The 17,547-nt window shown below is 47.2% G+C and carries 14 protein-coding genes; 7 read left to right on the top strand and 7 right to left on the bottom strand.

The window, feature by feature from the left end:
- Window positions 1-66: 66 nt before the first annotated feature.
- The 4 genes from ICW03_RS09260 to ICW03_RS09245 are packed head-to-tail and all read left to right on the top strand — an operon-like array spanning window position 67 to window position 3,584.
- On the top strand, window positions 67-1,002 hold the full coding sequence (locus tag ICW03_RS09260) for a branched-chain amino acid ABC transporter permease (protein WP_215347586.1): 936 nt from the start codon (window positions 67-69) through the stop codon (window positions 1,000-1,002).
- Complete coding sequence (locus tag ICW03_RS09255; RefSeq protein ID WP_215347584.1) at window positions 995-2,092, top strand: branched-chain amino acid ABC transporter permease; 1,098 nt, start codon at window positions 995-997, stop codon at window positions 2,090-2,092. The genes ICW03_RS09260 and ICW03_RS09255 overlap by 8 nt, the downstream gene beginning before the upstream one ends.
- Entirely contained in the window at window positions 2,092-2,871 is a 780-nt protein-coding gene (locus ICW03_RS09250; RefSeq protein ID WP_215347582.1) for an ABC transporter ATP-binding protein, read from the top strand. The genes ICW03_RS09255 and ICW03_RS09250 overlap by 1 nt, the downstream gene beginning before the upstream one ends.
- Complete coding sequence (locus ICW03_RS09245) at window positions 2,868-3,584, top strand: ABC transporter ATP-binding protein (protein ID WP_215347580.1); 717 nt, start codon at window positions 2,868-2,870, stop codon at window positions 3,582-3,584. Before ICW03_RS09250 ends, ICW03_RS09245 begins: the two co-directional genes overlap by 4 nt.
- A 24-nt stretch (window positions 3,585-3,608) precedes the next feature.
- Here the strand turns inward: ICW03_RS09245 and ICW03_RS09240 are convergent, their stop codons facing one another.
- Together ICW03_RS09240 and ICW03_RS09235 are read right to left on the bottom strand one after the other, a co-directional pair.
- Window positions 3,609-4,802, bottom strand: a complete 1,194-nt coding sequence (locus tag ICW03_RS09240) for an acetylornithine transaminase (protein ID WP_215347579.1) — start codon at window positions 4,800-4,802, stop codon at window positions 3,609-3,611.
- Between the two features lie 72 nt (window positions 4,803-4,874).
- Complete coding sequence (locus tag ICW03_RS09235) at window positions 4,875-5,915, bottom strand: CDP-6-deoxy-delta-3,4-glucoseen reductase (protein ID WP_215347577.1); 1,041 nt, start codon at window positions 5,913-5,915, stop codon at window positions 4,875-4,877.
- 27 nt (window positions 5,916-5,942) lie between these two features.
- Here ICW03_RS09235 and ICW03_RS09230 point away from each other — a divergent pair, with 27 nt between their 5' ends.
- Window positions 5,943-6,839, top strand: coding sequence for an SDR family oxidoreductase (locus ICW03_RS09230; protein ID WP_251374384.1), 897 nt, complete (start codon window positions 5,943-5,945; stop codon window positions 6,837-6,839).
- Here the strand turns inward: ICW03_RS09230 and ICW03_RS09225 are convergent.
- The 3 genes from ICW03_RS09225 to ICW03_RS09215 all read right to left on the bottom strand — a co-directional run bounded on the left by ICW03_RS09225 (window position 6,820) and on the right by ICW03_RS09215 (window position 10,660).
- Complete coding sequence (locus tag ICW03_RS09225) at window positions 6,820-8,592, bottom strand: glutamine--tRNA ligase/YqeY domain fusion protein (RefSeq protein WP_215347575.1); 1,773 nt, start codon at window positions 8,590-8,592, stop codon at window positions 6,820-6,822. The genes ICW03_RS09230 and ICW03_RS09225 overlap by 20 nt on opposite strands.
- Window positions 8,593-8,676: 84 nt before the next feature.
- Window positions 8,677-10,179, bottom strand: a complete 1,503-nt coding sequence (locus ICW03_RS09220; RefSeq protein ID WP_215347573.1) for a tripartite tricarboxylate transporter permease — start codon at window positions 10,177-10,179, stop codon at window positions 8,677-8,679.
- A 19-nt stretch (window positions 10,180-10,198) separates the two neighbouring features.
- Complete coding sequence (locus ICW03_RS09215; RefSeq protein WP_215347571.1) at window positions 10,199-10,660, bottom strand: tripartite tricarboxylate transporter TctB family protein; 462 nt, start codon at window positions 10,658-10,660, stop codon at window positions 10,199-10,201.
- Window positions 10,661-10,782: 122 nt separating this feature from the next.
- Between ICW03_RS09215 and alaS the strand changes: the two genes are divergently transcribed.
- Both alaS and ICW03_RS09205 read left to right on the top strand, forming a co-directional pair.
- On the top strand, window positions 10,783-13,407 hold the full coding sequence (alaS, locus tag ICW03_RS09210) for an alanine--tRNA ligase (RefSeq protein WP_215347569.1): 2,625 nt from the start codon (window positions 10,783-10,785) through the stop codon (window positions 13,405-13,407).
- Entirely contained in the window at window positions 13,404-13,649 is a 246-nt protein-coding gene (locus tag ICW03_RS09205) for a sulfurtransferase TusA family protein (protein WP_371819871.1), read from the top strand. Before alaS ends, ICW03_RS09205 begins: the two co-directional genes overlap by 4 nt.
- An 89-nt stretch (window positions 13,650-13,738) precedes the next feature.
- Here ICW03_RS09205 and galU read toward each other — a convergent pair whose 3' ends face one another.
- Complete coding sequence (gene galU / locus ICW03_RS09200) at window positions 13,739-14,629, bottom strand: UTP--glucose-1-phosphate uridylyltransferase GalU (RefSeq protein WP_215347567.1); 891 nt, start codon at window positions 14,627-14,629, stop codon at window positions 13,739-13,741.
- A 23-nt stretch (window positions 14,630-14,652) separates the two neighbouring features.
- Complete coding sequence (locus ICW03_RS09195) at window positions 14,653-17,547, bottom strand: valine--tRNA ligase (RefSeq protein WP_215347565.1); 2,895 nt, start codon at window positions 17,545-17,547, stop codon at window positions 14,653-14,655.

The raw sequence follows: 17,547 nt of genomic DNA, 5'->3' as shown, positions 1-17,547 counted from the left end.
ATCAAAAAATGGCGCCGCTACTGCGGTGCTATTTTTTTATCTAGACTTAATAAATTCTTAATTCCAATGGACATCCTGCTTCAGCAGATTATTAATGGCTTAGTGCTGGGTAGCATCTATGCCCTGATCGCGTTGGGCTACACCATGGTCTATGGTGTGTTAGGGATTATCAATTTTGCGCATGGCGAAGTCTTGATGATTGGCGCAATGGTTTCGCTTTCCTTGTTGCGCTTGATCTTGAGCTTAACAAGTGACTTGCCGGGTTGGCTCACCCTGCTGATTGTCTTGCCAGTTACGATGGCGGTATGTGCTGGATTAAGTTACTGGATTGAGCGGATTGCTTATCGCCCACTTCGTAATGCACCTCGTCTGGCACCGCTGATATCAGCAATTGGCATGTCCATTTTGCTGCAAACCATCGCGATGATGATTTGGTCACGCAATCCTATGACCTATCCGCAATTACTGCCGTCAGCCCCAATTGATTTATGGGGAAGTGGTGCAACGATAACTGGCAAAGAAATTGTGATCATCATGGTGGCCTTAGTAGTGATGGCTGGCTTATTGTTCCTGGTTGAAAAAACAAAGCTTGGTAGAGCAATGCGCGCTACTGCTGAGCAAACTCAAATTGCTGCACTGATGGGTGTTAATCCAAACCGCGTCATTTCAATCACCTTTATGTTGGGTGGCGCATTGGCGGGACTGGCGGGTGTGATGATTGCCAGCAACTATGGCAACGTGCATTTTTATATGGGTTTCATTCCGGGTCTCAAAGCATTTACTGCTGCTGTTCTGGGCGGTATCGGAAATTTGCAGGGCGCAATGTTAGGTGGCCTGTTATTAGGTTTGATTGAATCTTTGGGCGCTGGGTATATCGGTGAGCTCACTGGTGGAGTCTTTGGCTCAAACTATCAGGATATTTTTGCCTTCTTAGTTTTGATCCTAGTCTTAGTATTACGGCCTACCGGTTTATTGGGCGAGAAGGTTTCTGATCGTGCTTAAAAGCCTTTTTGCTAATCGCCTTATTCACCTGAATCGCTCTGCCTATTTATGGCTCGGAGTCATTGCTTTGTTGCTGCTGCCTTGGGTAGTGGGGGCGGGTGGTGGTAACTATTGGGTGCGAGTGCTCGATTTTGCTTTGCTCTATATCGTGCTCGCTTTAGGCTTAAACGTAGTTGTTGGCTTTGCGGGTCTTTTGGATTTGGGTTACATCGCTTTTTATGCATTGGGCGCGTATAGCTTTGCTTTATTGGCTTCCCCTCATCTGCCAACTCAGTTTGAAACCATTGCAGCGACGTTTCCGGAGGGGATCCATTTTTCACCATGGATGGTAGCAGTGTTCTCAATTATTTTGGCCGCCTTATTTGGATTGATATTAGGTTTACCAACGCTTCAGTTGCGCGGTGATTATTTAGCAATCGTCACCTTAGGATTCGGTGAAATTATTCGTATTTTTATGAATAACCTAGATCGCCCGCTAAATCTCACCAATGGCCCCAAAGGCATTTCTGGAATAGATCCTATCCAGATATTTGGTATCCCCTTTACTAAGCCCTTAGATCTTGGTTTTGTACAAATCCCTGGTTTGTATTTGGTCTTTTATTTATTTCTTCTGCTAGCAATTGCGGTGGCAATCATTTGCATGCATTTACAAGACTCACGGATTGGGCGTGCTTGGATCGCGATTCGCGAAGATGAAATCGCTGCCAAAGCGATGGGCATCAATACTCGTAATATGAAATTGCTTGCCTTTGCTATTGGCGCTTCTTTTGCTGGTGTGGCAGGAGTGCTGTTTTCAGCTTTTCAGGGATTTGTTTCTCCGGAGTCATTCACTCTCTGGGAGTCCATCGTAGTCTTGGCTATGGTGGTTTTAGGGGGTATCGGGCATATTCCAGGAGTGATTTTGGGTGCCATATTATTGGCGGTATTTCCGGAAGTCTTGCGCGGCATTGCGCAACCAGTTCAGCAGTTTCTTTTTGGTCATGTGATTGTGGATGTGGAAATCATTCGCCAATTAATTTATGGCTTGGCTCTGATTTTGATCATGCTTTATCGTCCAGGCGGTATTTGGCAAAAGAGTGGGGCAAGGTAATGGCGGGAACAAATCACTTGCTTCTTGATGTCACGGACGTCTCAAAGCGTTTTGGCGGTGTTCAGGCTCTAGATTCTGTTGGCCTGCAAGTGGCACATGGCGCAATCGTTGGCTTGATTGGCCCAAACGGTGCTGGCAAGACTACTTTCTTTAATGTCATCACTGGTTTATACCCGGCTGACTCCGGAATCTTTTTATTTGACAGCCAATCTTATTTTCCAGAGTCTGTATCTGAAGTAACTAAATCCGGTCTTGCTAGAACATTTCAAAATATTCGTCTCTTTGGTGAAATGTCTGTGTTGGAAAATGTGATGGTAGGTTGTCACTGCCGCACTAAAGCCGGATTGCTAGGGGCAATCTTTCGCTTTCCATCTACTAAGCGTGAGGAGCGTGCCATCAAAGAAAAGGCTCAACAGCTCTTGGCTTATGTTGGTCTTGGTGAGTTTGCCAATATGCAGGCGCGCAATCTTTCGTATGGACATCAGCGCCGCCTTGAGATTGCAAGAGCATTAGCAACTGAGCCTAAGCTCTTGGCGCTAGATGAGCCAGCTGCCGGTATGAATGCCACCGAGAAACTGGAATTGCGTGAACTGCTGCTTCGTATTCGTGCCGATGGTAAAACCATCTTATTAATTGAGCATGATGTGAGCTTGGTGATGGGTATTTGCGATAGCCTAACTGTGCTTGATTACGGTAAGGTGATTGCCTCTGGGAAGCCTGCAGATGTACGTACGCATCCAGAGGTCATCAGAGCCTATCTCGGACAAGGGGCTGCATGATGAGCGCCTTACTTAATGTAAAAGATCTCAAGGTCTCCTATGGCGGCATTAACGCTGTTAAAGGGATAGATTTGCACGTCAATCAAGGTGAGCTTGTTGCCTTGATTGGGGCGAATGGTGCTGGCAAGAGCTCTAGTATGAAAGCCATTGCCGGTTTGCTGACACCATCGGCTGGCGAGATTGATTTTATGAATCAGGAAACAAAAAGGTTGCCTGCGTATGAATTGGTTCGTCTGGGTCTGGGTATGGTGCCGGAAGGGCGAGGCGTATTTAAGCGCATGACGATTTTGGAGAATCTCCAAATGGGCGCTTACTTAAAAACCAATCCCAAAGATATCGAGCGTAAGCTTGAAGAAGTGTATTCGTATTTTCCAAGGTTGAAAGAGCGCTTATCTCAGCTAGCAGGTACGCTTTCTGGGGGCGAGCAACAAATGGTTGCTATGGGCAGGGCGATGATGGCTGAGCCAAAGTTATTGCTATTGGATGAGCCATCAATGGGTTTATCCCCGATCATGGTTGAGACAATCTTTGATGTTGTTCGCAGTCTGTCCTCGAGCGGGATGACTATTTTGCTCGTAGAGCAAAACGCAAGACTAGCTTTACAGATGGCAGATCGCGCTTATGTCATGGAAAGCGGCTTAATTACCCTCAGTGGATCCGGCAAGGATTTGCTGGAAGATCCAAGAGTGAGAGCTGCCTACCTCGGTGAATAAGTAGGCAGTTGGCGACGGTAAGTCTTACGCTACTTCCTTGAGTAACTCACGCAGCATATTGCACATCTGACGAATTTCATCATCAGATACATTCAAAGCAGGCATAAAGCGGAGCAGATTTGGTCTTGGTGAGTTAATCAACAAACCTTCGGGGCTGCGATCACGCGCTAGCTCAACTAGTTTTGGGCCAACATCTTTTCCGAGCATTAAGGCGCGCAGCAATCCTTCACCGCGCTCGCCTTCAAGATTAAATTCAGCGCAAAGCTTGAGTAATTCTGATTTGAGTAACTCGCCTTTGGCTTTAACGCCGTCTAAAAATCCTGGTGCCAAGAGCTGCTCAATCACGCTAATACCTACTGCAGTCATCAAAGGGTTGCCGTTATATGTTCCACCTTGATCGCCAGGCACAAAGCATGCCACTGCATCTGTAGCCAATAAGGCCGCCAATGGAACGCCACCACCAATACCTTTACCCAGAGTCATGATGTCCGGCTCAATACCGTAGTTTTGGTAAGCAAAAAGCGCGCCAGTACGGCCGCACCCAGCTTGCACTTCATCGGCAATCAAAAGGATGTTGTTTTCTTTAGTGAACTTGCGCAGCTCACGCATAAATTCTTTCGTAGCGGGAATGACGCCACCCTCACCCTGAACTGGCTCGAGCATGACTGCAACCGTTTTATCGGTCACGAGTTTTTTTACAGATTCCAAATCATTTAAGTCGGCCTTGGGAAAGCCTGCAACCTGTGGAGCAAACATAGTGTCCCAGTTGGGTTTACCAGAAGCACTCATTGTTGCTAATGTGCGTCCGTGAAAACTATGATCAAAGGTGATGATTTCAAAAGCGCCAGATTTATTGAGCTGACCCCATTTACGTGCCAACTTAATGGCACCTTCATTAGCCTCAGCACCACTATTTGCAAAGAAGACTTTGTCAAAGCAGCTATTTTCAGTGAGAAGATTAGATAAACCAATCATGGGTTCGTTGTAGAACGCAGGACTTGGATTGATCAGTTTCTTTGCTTGCACATTGAGTGCTTCAATCATTCCTGGGTTGCCGTGACCTAGACAGTTCACAGCCCAGCCTTGCAAGAAATCTAAATAGCGTTTGCCATTGTTGTCTGCTAACCAAGAGCCCTTGCCTTCAACCATCACCACTTCTGGACGCGGTGTAATAAACATGACTGAATGGGTGTCAATGGTCTGGAGTGGCTTATTCATGCTGGTATGGATTGATAAGTTAATAAGGACAGATAAGGCTTCTATTATCTCGCTGATTTGATTTTTCGGCTCCTAGGCTGTCGCTAAATCCGCTGCATTGGTAAAGGAGTCGGCAAAGAATTCTTCATCGGGCAGTTGGCACTTGGCTGAAAAGTCATTTCTGGCGGCGTTGACCATGACAGGGGCGCCACAAGCATAGGCTTGAAAGTCCTTCATATCCGGATGATCGGCCATCGCTGCTTGGTGTACAAAGCCGGTTCGACCTTGCCAACCATCTTCTGCGAGTGCATCTGAGATCACGGGGATGTATTTGAAGTCAGAAATTTCTTTTTCCCAGTTTTTGCACAAATCATCCAAATACAAATCACTTGGGCGACGTCCACCCCAGTATAGGTGAATTGGTCGATGAATCTTCTTTGCCTGCATTTGCTCGATGATAGATTTGATTGGTGCAAATCCTGTGCCAGCGGCAACAAAGATAATCGGTTTTTTAGAGTCTTCTCTTAAAAAGAAACTTCCCAGGGGGCCTTCAAAGCGCAGGATATCTTTTTCTTTTAGTGCTGGCGTAACAGCACCAAATACAAAGTCGGTAAATAAGCCACCAGGTAAGTGGCGAATATGTAACTCAAGTGGGCCTTCTTGCTCAGGCGCATTAGCAATAGAGTAGGCACGACGTTGACCATCCTTGAGAAGAAACTCTATGTACTGACCAGCTAAGAATTGAAAGCGCTCAGCGGCAGGCAACTGCAGCTTCAGAATGGCAACATCACTACTCGGTTTGTTGATGGTATTGACTCGGCAAGGTACCTTACGAATCGCAATATCACCAGCGCCTTGGACTTCACGTGCCTCAATGAGCAGGTCTGATTGAGGGTGTGCGCAGCAAAATAAAATGCCGCCAGCAGTTTCGTCTGCCTTGGAAAGGGCGCTTTCACTATGCTGCCCGTGGGTAACTTGACCTTCCACGACTTTGCCTTTGCAGGAGCCACAGGCACCATTTTTGCAGCCATAGGGCAGATTGATTCCTTGGCGAAGGGCGGCCTCCAAGACGTTTTCATCTGGATTGACAGTAAATTGTTTGCCGCTCGTTTTGAGCGTGACTTGATAAGACACTCTCATTCCTTTCAATAAATCGTTACGATGTCACTTATGCAATCTTTTGGTAAACCTTCAATTCTAATTATTGGCTGCGGAGATATCGGTCTTCGGGTAGCCAAACAGTTCTCGCGAAGTCATCGTGTTTATGCTCTGACCTCTCAGTTAAGTCGCTTTCAGGAGTTGAGGGGAGTTGGCGCAACTCCCATTTTGGGCAACCTGGATCAACCAGAGTCTTTATGGCGCCTGGCCGGTTTAGCTCAAACCGTGATTCATTTGGCGCCACCTCAAAATAGTGGAAATCGCGATTGCCGAACCCGCAACCTAATTCGAATTTTAGCCCAAGGCTCAAATGCCGTCAGGCGTCTAATCTATATCAGTACTACCGGTGTCTATGGGGATCATCGGGGCGCCAAAGTGAGTGAAATTACACCAGTAAACCCACAAAGTGAACGTGCCAAAAGAAGAGTAGATGCCGAGCGAGCACTTCGTTTATGGGGCCCCGCAAATGGTGTCACTGTGACCATTTTGCGTGTTCCTGGTATTTATGCTGCCGATCGTTTGCCAATAGAGCGCTTGGAATCTCAAACACCAGCGCTACTCCCTGAGGAGGATGCCTACTCTAACCATATTCACAGCGATGATTTGGCAAGGTTGGTATGTGCAGCGGTGTATCACGGCAAACCTCAGCGCATCATTAATACCTGCGATGGTGGGGAGACGAAGATGGGCGATTACTTCGATGAAGTCGCGGATGCCTTTGGGCTACAAAGGCCGACTCGTTTGCCTGGGAATGAGCTGCAGAAAATTGTCAGCCCGATGCTGTGGTCATTTATGCGCGAGTCACGCAGAGTCACTAACACCCGCTTGCATGAACTCAAAATACCACTACGCTATCCAAGCGTAGGACATTTTCTAAAAACTATTTCCAAGAATCCTTAAGGCCAGCCGTACGGTTAAATACTGGCTTGCCAGGCTTGGAATCATTTTTATCAGCAACAAAGTAACCATGGCGCTCAAACTGAAAGCGATCTTCGGGCTTGGTATCCTTCATGCAGGGCTCTAAATAAGCGGCAATAGTTTGTTTGGAGTTTGGATTAATTGCATCCAAGAAATTCTTGTCCCCGCTATCTGGATGTGGGTCGCTAAAGAGGTGGTCATATAGACGCACTTCAGCTGGAATCGCTTCAGCAGCGCTGACCCAATGAATATTGCCCTTAACCTTATAGTTATTGGAGCCTGGGGTTCCGCTCTTGCTATCAGGGAAGTGAGTCACATTAACTTGCGTGACATTGCCTTGAGCATCAGTTTCAAAGCCAGTGCACTCGACTACAAAGCCATGGCGTAAGCGCACACGACTACCAGGCTGATTGCCAATTGGTGGATACAGTCTGAAGAACCCTTTGATCGGCTCTTGCATAAAGTCATCCGCTTCAATCCATAGTTCACGTGTGAAATTAAACTCACGATTACCCCATTCTGGATGATTGGGGTGACGTGGTGCAGAACAAGCTTCTTTTGTTGAAGCATCAAAGTTCTCTACTACGAGCTTGAGTGGTTTTAGTACTGCGGTAGCGCGTGGTGCTCTGACTTCAAGATCATCGCGTAGCGCCTGATCAAGCGTGCTCATATCAATCCAGCTGTCTGCCTTTGAAACACCAATGCGTTCACAGAACAGGCGAATACTTTCCGGAGTGTACCCACGACGACGTATGCCTACGATCGTTGGCATACGGGGATCATCCCAGCCTTCAACATGCTTTTCTTCAACCAGTTGCAATAACTTGCGTTTGCTGGTGATCGTATAAGTCAGATTGAGGCGAGCGAATTCATACTGATGCGGTACTGGATCTTTAAATACGCCCAATTCTTTTAGTGAATTCACAATCCAGTCATAGAGAGGACGGTTGTTCTCGAACTCCAATGTGCATATGGAGTGGGAGACATTTTCTAGCGCATCAGAGATGCAATGGGTGAAGTCATAAAGTGGGTAAATGCACCACTTGCTGCCGGTACGATGGTGATCAGTATGGCGGATGCGATAAACCACAGGGTCACGCATCACGATGTTCGGATGCGCCATATCAATCTTCAAGCGAAGAACATGTTCGCCATCCTTGAACTTGCCATCGCGCATGTCGCGGAACAGTTGCAGATTTTCTTCTGGGCTGCGATCGCGATAAGGGCTATTTTTCCCGGCTTGACCAAAGTTGCCGCGATTAGTGTGAATATCATCCGCGCTTTGGCTATCAACATATGCTTTGCCATTCTGAATCAGGATCTCAGCAAACTCATAGAGTTTGTCAAAGTAGTCACTTGCGTGATACAGATGAGTTCCCCAATCAAAGCCTAACCATTTCACCGCATCCAAAATACTGTCAGCGTATTCCACATCTTCTTTAACTGGATTGGTATCGTCTAGGCGCATATTGCAACGAGCGCCACCAGCTTGATTGTTGTAATCAGCAGCTAAACCGAAGTTGAGGCAAATACTTTTGGCGTGACCAATATGCAGGTAGCCATTTGGCTCCGGCGGAAAACGGGTGATGATGGATGGTATAGCTTCCCCAGCCAAATTCGTACGCTGAGAAAAAGCGCCGCTTGCCAAGTCATGATCAATGATCTGACGTAAGAAGTTGGATGGCTCGGCTACAGCGCCGGTATTTGCTTTGGAGGGTTTGCTATCTTGGGACATAGCCACATTGTAGAGAAAACCCCTGGCCCATAAAGAAAAAGCCCGCAAACTGCTGCGGGCTCATTTCTGGAGAGGTACGGGGAATTAATCTTCCACGAATGCCTCTTCGCGAGTTTTCTTCACTGCTGGCAGAGCCACGATCACGACCAAGAGGGCTGCCGCGATCAACAGGCCTAATGACAGTGGGCGGGTTACAAAAGTAGTGAAGTCGCCGCGGGATAACAATAGGGCGCGACGGAAATTCTCTTCCATCATTGGTCCGAGCACGAAGCCCAAAAGCAATGGAGGAGGTTCGCAACCTAGTTTGAAGAACAAGTAACCAATCAAGCCAAAGCCTGCGGTCACATAAACGTCAAACACAGTGTTATTTACGGTGTACACGCCGATACAGCAGAACACCAAAATAGCTGGGTAGAGGAAACGATAAGGAATCTTCAAGAGCTTCACCCAGATACCAATCAAAGGTAAGTTCAAGAGGATCAACATCACGTTACCAATCCACATAGAAGCAATCAGACCCCAGAAGAGTGCTGGATTGCTGGTCATTACTTGTGGGCCTGGCTGAATGTTGTGAATAGTCATCGCACCAACCATCAAAGCCATCACGGCATTTGGTGGGATACCTAATGTGAGCAATGGAATGAATGAGGTTTGAGCTGCAGCGTTATTTGCTGCTTCTGGACCTGCAACACCCTCAATCGCACCCTTACCAAATTCATGGCTGTACTTAGAGGATTTTTTCTCAACAGAGTAAGCGCCGAACGCTGCCAAAGCTGCGCCGCCGCCTGGCAAGATACCTAGGATTGAGCCAATCGTTGTACCGCGCAAGATAGAAGGAATCATGCGCTTCACATCAGTCTTGGTAGGAACCATGCTGGTGAGCTTATTGAGGAAGCCTTCGTCTTCGCCAGTTTTCTCAAGGTTGCCCATGATTTCTGCGAAACCGAACACGCCCATTGCAACAGCTACGAAGCCGATACCGTCGCTCAATTCAGGAATATCGAACGCATAGCGCGATACACCAGAGTTCACGTCAGTACCAATCAAGCCCATCAAGAGACCCAAGATGATCATGCCAATCGCTTTGATCAAAGAGCCGGATGCCAATACAACTGCACCGATCAAACCTAAGACCATCAAGGAGAAGTATTCAGCAGGACCAAACTTAAATGCGAGTTGAGAGAGTGGGGCGGCAAATGCAGCCAATACTAAAGTTGCTACGCAACCTGCAAAGAATGAACCCATACCTGCAGTAAAGAGTGCAACACCAGCGCGACCATTTCGGGCCATTTGATAGCCGTCGATCGCCGTCACCACCGATGACGTCTCCCCCGGAATGTTCAGAAGAATCGCTGTTGTAGATCCGCCGTATTGTGAGCCGTAGTAAATACCGGCCAACATAATCAATGCAGCAATCGGAGGCAATGCGTAGGTAGCTGGCAACAGCATCGCAATCGTTGCGATTGGGCCAAGGCCTGGCAATACACCAATCAAAGTACCCAAGATACAGCCGATAAGGCAGTAAAGGAGGTTTTGTAATGTGAACGCGGTATCGAAACCGAGCGCTAAGTTAGCAAATAAATCCATTTTTCAGAGTCCCGGTTCGTTATTGTTGTAGGAATACAGGCAGGAGTGGGAACTGAAGTTTCAGACCCACCACAAATACTGAATACGTAAATGTCACCAAGAAGGCTGCATTAATAGCGGTACCCTTCCAAGTAAATTCTTTGCTTGCGCTAGCGGCAACAAAAACTAATACGACCACGGCAATTAAGAATCCCATTCTAGGAAGCAATAGCCCGTACAGAACAACGGCACCTGTAATTTGCGCAATGATGCGCCAATTAAATTTTGGGATGGATTCGATGGCAGCTTTTGCGCCAAATGCTTTAACTGCTACCAGAACTCCCAATAGGACCATTAAGATGCCTAAATAGAATGGGAAATAGCCTGGCCCCATTTTGGCAGCAGTCCCCATGGGGTAGTTTGTAGCCATGATGGCGAAGAAGAGGCCAATGACCATATACATGATCCCAGCCCCAAAATCCCGTTGATTGCGAATTTTCAAGTTACTCTCCTTGTTGTCGACTTAACTGCCGATTTTTATTGATGTTGTGGGATTGTAAGGCAGGTTTGGGGCTTCTTACCTAGCGTTTGCCCTAGGCTAGTGCCAATGCGATAATTGGCGGCATGAAAGTCTCCCAAATTCGCCAGGCTTACCTGGATTTCTTCGCCCAAAAAGGCCACCAAATCGTCCCATCCAGCCCGGTAGTGCCGGGAGATGACCCAACCCTGCTATTTACCAATGCCGGTATGAATCAGTTCAAGGACGTGTTTTTAGGGTTCGATAAGCGCCCATATAACCGTGCTACGACTGCCCAAAAGTGCATCCGAGCAGGCGGAAAACACAATGATCTGGATAACGTGGGCTATACCGCCCGTCATCACACCTTTTTTGAAATGCTGGGAAATTTCTCATTTGGAGACTATTTCAAGAAAGATGCCATCCAATTTGCATGGGATTTGTTGACTCAAGTATTTAAGTTGCCAAAAGAAAAGCTCTTAGTAACGGTGTATGCCGAAGATGATGAGGCTTTTGAGATTTGGAATAAACAAATAGGTGTGCCAGCTGATCGGATCATTCGCATTGGCGATAACAAGGGTGCACGTTATGCATCTGACAATTTTTGGATGATGGGCGATACAGGCCCATGTGGTCCATGTACCGAAATTTTTTATGATCACGGTGATCATATTCCTGGTGGCCCTCCTGGAAGTCCAGATGAGGATGGCGATCGCTACATTGAAATCTGGAATAACGTTTTCATGCAGTTCAATCGTGATGAAGCGGGCGTGATGCATCCGCTGCCAAAGCCGAGCGTAGATACAGGCATGGGACTTGAGCGTATTGCTGCGGTCTTACAGCATGTTCACTCCAATTATGAAATCGACCTCTTCGTCAATCTCCTTAAGGCTTCCAAGGATGCGGTAGATGCTGCTGGCGGCGAAAATTGTGATGCTGAAAGTCCTTCGCTTAAGGTTATTGCAGACCATATCCGCGCGTGCAGCTTCATTGTGGTGGATGGTGTCATTCCGGGCAATGCTGGTCGTGGTTATGTATTGCGTCGTATCGCGCGTCGCGCAATTCGTCATGGCTATAAGTTGGGTGCTCGCAAACCATTTTTCTATCAATTAGTTCCTGCGCTTGTAAAAGAGATGGGTGATGCCTACCCAGAATTACGCGCTGCGCAAGACAAGGTGAGTGAGGTCATTAAGCAAGAGGAAGAGCGCTTCTTCCAAACGATTGCCAATGGCATGGAAATTTTGGATGGTGCTTTGGCTGGTGGTGCAAAGGTAGTTGATGGCGAAACTGCTTTCCGCTTACACGACACTTTTGGTTTCCCGTTGGACTTAACTGCTGACGTTTGTCGTGAGCGTAGTGTGACGGTTGACGCTGAAGGCTTTGAAGTGGCGATGCAAAAACAACGCGATCAAGCAAGAGCGGCCGGTAAGTTCAAGGTGGCCCAAGGCTTGGATTACAAGGGCACGCCAACTCAGTTTCATGGCTATGACACTTTAAAACATGAGGGTGCGAAAGTAACCGCCCTGTATGTAGATGGTTCGGCAGTTCCCGCTGTTAAAGCTGGTGATGCAGCGGTCATCGTTTTAGATAATACCCCTTTCTATGCTGAATCTGGCGGCCAGGTTGGCGATAAGGGTGAGCTTCGAAATGAGAGCATTCGTTTCGCGGTCGAAGATACCTTCAAGATTCAGGCTGATGTATTTGGACATCAAGGTGAAGTTCTCGAAGGTGAGCTTAAAGTGGGGGATTCTATCAATGCTGTAGTGGATACCCAGCAGCGAACTGACACCATGCGCAATCACAGCGCAACCCACATCTTGCATAAAGCGTTGCGTGAAGTATTGGGCGATCATGTGCAGCAAAAGGGTTCTTTGGTAGATGCTACTAAGACCCGTTTTGACTTTACGCACAATGCGCCGATTACTGCTGAACAAATTCGCCGTATCGAAGATATTGTGAATCAAGAGATTTTGAACAACACTGCCACTTCCGGCAAAGTCATGTCTTTGGATGACGCGCAAAAAACTGGCGCCATGATGCTCTTCGGCGAGAAGTATGGTGATGAAGTGCGTGTTCTGGAGATTGGTAGCTCCAAAGAGCTGTGTGGTGGTACACACGTATCCCGTACTGGCGACATTGGTAGCTTAAAGATTGTTTCTGAAGGCGGTGTTGCTGCTGGTATCCGTCGCGTTGAAGCGGTGACTGGTAATAATGCACTGCAATTTTTGCAAGGCTTGGAAGATAAGATTAATGAGGCTGCGGCAATTCTGAAAACTCATCCTGGTGAGCTGGTGAATCGTATTGCCCAACTTCAAGACAGTCTTCGTCAAACTGAGCGTGAATTAGAAAAGGTTAACTCCAAGTTGGCCGCAAGTCAGGGTGATGAATTGGCCGGTCAAGCAATTGATGTCAATGGCATCATGGTGTTGGCTGCACGTTTGGATGGTGCTGATGCTGGTGTCCTACGCGAAACGATGGATGCCCTAAAGGCTAAGCTCAAAACTGCCGCCATTGTGTTGGCATCAGTTCAGGGCGATAAAGTAAGTTTGATTGCTGGTGTAACTGCCGATTCAATTAGCAAAGTCAAGGCAGGTGACCTCGTGAACTTTGTGGCTCAGCAAGTAGGCGGCAAAGGTGGCGGTAAGCCAGAAATGGCGATGGCCGGCGGCACCGATCCAAGAAAGCTGAGTGCTGCTTTGGCAGGTGTGAAAGATTGGGTGGCAAGCAAATGAGTGAAACAGTGAATATTGCTTTCAATGCAGAAGTGGATGCCATTGGTATGAACTGCCCATTGCCTATCTTGCGCACCAAGAAAGCTTTGGCAACCATGCAGTCAGGCGAGGTTCTGAAGATCAAGGCAACAGATGCTGGTGCTGCTCATGACTTTCCTGCTTTTGCTAAGCAAACTGGTAATGAGTTGCTGGCAAGCACCACCGAAGGGGATGTTTTGGTTTTCTTTATGAAGCGTAGATAAGAAAAAGTCTGAGCCACATACTTTTGGTAAGTAATAATGCAAAAAAGGCAGAGATTGATCTCTGCCTTTTTTATTGCCACTACAGAAAATTACTTTAAGGACCAGCTTCTTAAGTATTCGGTAAATTCAGCGCCAACTTCTTGGTGGCGTAAAGCGAAGTCTACTGAGGCTTTAAGGTAGCCTAACTTGCTGCCACAGTCATAGCGAACGCCATCGTATTCATAGGCAAATACAGGGTCTTCTTTTAGCAGGGCGGCAATCGCATCTGTAAGTTGAATTTCACCACCTGCGCCAGGCTTCACATTGCGAATGTGATCAAAGATCTTGGCTGAAAGGACATAACGCCCCACCACTGCGAGATCAGAAGGCGCATCTGCTGGTTTCGGTTTCTCCACAATGCCATTCAGTCGATAGATGCCTTTACTGACTTCATCGCCAGAGACAATACCGTATGAGCTACTTTTGGCTGGATCGATTTTCTCTACCGCTAAAACAGATCCCGCTTGCTCTTCATAAACCTTGAGCATTTGTGAAAGTACTGGCGGCTGACCATCCAAAAGGTCATCTGCCAAAATTACGGCAAATGGCTCATCACCAACAACTCGAGCGGCACAAAGAACTGCATGGCCCAAGCCTAATGGTTCTGCTTGTCTAATATAGATACAGTCAACATTGTCTGGCTTGACGCTACGAACAAGATGAAGCAGGTCTTGCTTATCCTTGGCTTCTAGCGCCGCTTCTAGTTCATAGGCTTTATCAAAGTGATCCTCGATGGCGCGTTTGCTACGACCTGTGACAAAAATGAGCTCTGTAATGCCGGCTGCAATAGCTTCATCTACTGCATATTGAATTAACGGCTTATCTACTACATTCAACATTTCTTTGGGGCTTGCTTTCGTGGCAGGCAAAAAGCGTGTTCCAAACCCCGCAACAGGAAATACAGCTTTAGTTACTTTTTTGGAGCCGAAATGGATTGACATGAGTAGTCCGTTCTTATCGTTTTTTATTTAAGACGCTCTAATTGTGCAACAAGCTTCTCATGATTCTGTTCAAATCCTGCGAGACGATGTTTTTCTTGGGCAACAACCTCTGCTGGGGCACGTGCCACAAAGCTTTCATTAGTTAGTTTGTTCTTGGCTTTATTGATTTCATTGGCTAGGCGCTCAATTTCCTTACCAAGGCGAATACGCTCAGCAGCAATGTCTACTTCAATCTTGAGTAAGAGCTTGATATCGCCTATCAGGGCAATTGGTGCTCCAGGCGCATCTTTTTCTAGGGCAGATTCATCGCCGTAGATTTTGACTTCAGTCAGCTTGGCAAGCGCCATCAAATAAGGCGTGGCCTTTACCAGGAACGCATCAGGACCATAAATCCAAAGCGGCACTTTTTGGCCTGGGGGAACCTGCATCTCACCGCGTAGGTTTCTGCAGGCGTCAACAATCGCTTTAACCTGCGCCACCCAAGCTTCGCTTTGCTCGTCAATTTTTTCTGGTTGAGAAATTGGGTAGGGCTGGAGTGCAATAGTCTGCTTAGCTTGCTTAGCCAATTCTTTGCCGGACTTGGGGCCAACGGTTTGCCAAAGTGTTTCGGTGATAAATGGAATTAATGGATGCGCCATGCGCAAAATTGTTTCGAGAGCACGCAATAGAGTTCGACGCGTTGCGCGTTGCTGTGCAGGGGTGCCGGTTTGAAGTTGCACCTTAGCAAGTTCCAGATACCAATCGCAATATTCATCCCAGACAAATTGGTAAATGCTGCTTGCAATATTGTCAAAGCGATAGTTCTCAAATCCTTTGGCTACATCAGCCTCGGTTCTTTGGAGTTGAGAGACGATCCATTTATCTGCAGGTGAAAAGTCTAAATAGCCTTCAGGGCCACATTGGTTGTCGCATGGCGCTAGGCCATTGTCCTCATCACTGCCTGAGCAGTTCATGAGAACAAAGCGAGTGGCATTCCAAAGCTTGTTGCAGAAATTACGATAGCCTTCGCAACGTTTCTGATCGAAGTTAATATTTCGACCGAGCGAAGCAAGGGAGGCAAAAGTAAAACGCAAGGCATCTGTACCAAATGCTGTTATGCCGTCCGGAAATTCTTTCTTGGTTTTCTTGGAGATGCTCTCGGCTTGCTTGGGATTCATGAGGCCAGTAGTTCTTTTACCTACCAACTCTTCAATCTTAATGCCATCAATTAAATCAATTGGATCCAAGGTATTGCCTTTGGACTTACTCATTTTTTGACCTTCGGCATCGCGCACCAAGCCATGGACATAAACAGTATGAAAAGGCACTTTTCCAGTGAAGTGACAGGTCATCATGACCATGCGTGCTACCCAGAAGAAGATGATGTCAAAGCCGGTAACCAGAACAGATGAAGGTAGGAAGTGATTTAAGGCGGGCGATTCATCGGGCCAGCCCAATGAGCTGAAGGGCACAAGCGCAGAGCTAAACCAGGTATCCAAAACATCCGGATCACGATTGAGTTTCCCGGTATAGCCCGCAGCAGCAGCTTTGGCCTTGGCTTCTTCCTCTGATCGCCCTACGAATATCTGTCCATCATCGCCATACCAAGCGGGGATTTGATGGCCCCACCAGAGTTGGCGAGAGATACACCAATCCTGAATATTTTCTAACCATTGGGTATAGGTGTTGATCCAGTTTTCTGGAACCAGTTTGATATCGCCTTTGGTGACGGCATCTAATGCTGCGCCAGCAATCGATGAGCCAGGTTGATATTTGTTATCCGGACTTGACTTTGACATCGCCACAAACCATTGGTCAGTCAACATTGGCTCGATGATAGTTTGAGTGCGATCACCACGTGGCACCATCAATTTATGTGGCTGTACTTTTTCCAATAAGCCAGCAGCATCTAAATCTGTAACTACTTGTTTGCGTGCTGCAAAACGTTCCATGCCTTGGTAGGCGGCTGGAGCATTCTCATTGATCTTGGCATCGAGGGTAAGGATATTAATCAGCGGTAGTTGATGGCGTTGACCAACTGCATAGTCATTAAAGTCATGTGCAGGAGTCACTTTCACTACGCCAGTGCCAAAGTTCAAATCAACATAATCATCAGCAATAATCGGAATTTCACGATTGCATAAAGGCAAATTAACTGACTTGCCGATGAGATGTTTGTAACGCTCGTCTTCTGGGTTAACCATCACAGCAACGTCGCCCAGAAGGGTTTCGGGGCGAGTAGTGGCAACGGTGAGATGGCCGGAGCCATCTGTCAATGGATAGCGAATATGCCACATTGAACCATCTTCTTCTTCTTCGCTTACTACTTCTAAATCGGATACTGCAGTCCCCAAAACTGGATCCCAGTTCACCAAGCGTTTGCCGCGATAGATTAAACCTTGTTCATGTAAGCGCACGAATACTTCCACTACGGCTTTGGACATCTTGCTGTCCATTGTGAAATATTCCTTACCCCAATCGATTGACGCACCTAAGCGACGAATTTGTCTGGTAATCGTATTGCCAGAAGTTTCTTTCCACTCCCAAACTTTTTCTAAAAACTTTTCGCGACCTAAATCGTGGCGAGATACTTTTTGTGCATCGAGCTGGCGTTCAACAACAATTTGAGTGGCAATACCTGCATGATCGGTTCCAGGCACCCATAAGGTATTTTTGCCAGACATACGTGCGTGGCGCACCAAGCCATCCATGATGGTTTGATTGAAGGCGTGACCCATATGCAGGGTGCCAGTGACGTTTGGCGGGGGTAGCTGAATAGAAAAATCACCCCTACCTTCATCTATGGTGGCATCGGCAATCCCACGGCGCTCCCACTCTGGACCCCAGTAGGCCTCTATCGGAGCGGGTTCATAGGATTTGGCAAGCTCGTCTGCTGAGCTGACCGCTGGTGAATTAGGGGTATTTGAGGCATTTGGCAT

The sequence above is a fragment of the Polynucleobacter sp. MWH-Aus1W21 genome (assembly GCF_018687275.1).
In the GTDB taxonomy this organism is placed as follows: Bacteria; Pseudomonadota; Gammaproteobacteria; order Burkholderiales; family Burkholderiaceae; genus Polynucleobacter.
Note: the sequence above shows the minus strand (reverse complement) of the source record. Positions and strands in the feature narration are given on the sequence as shown.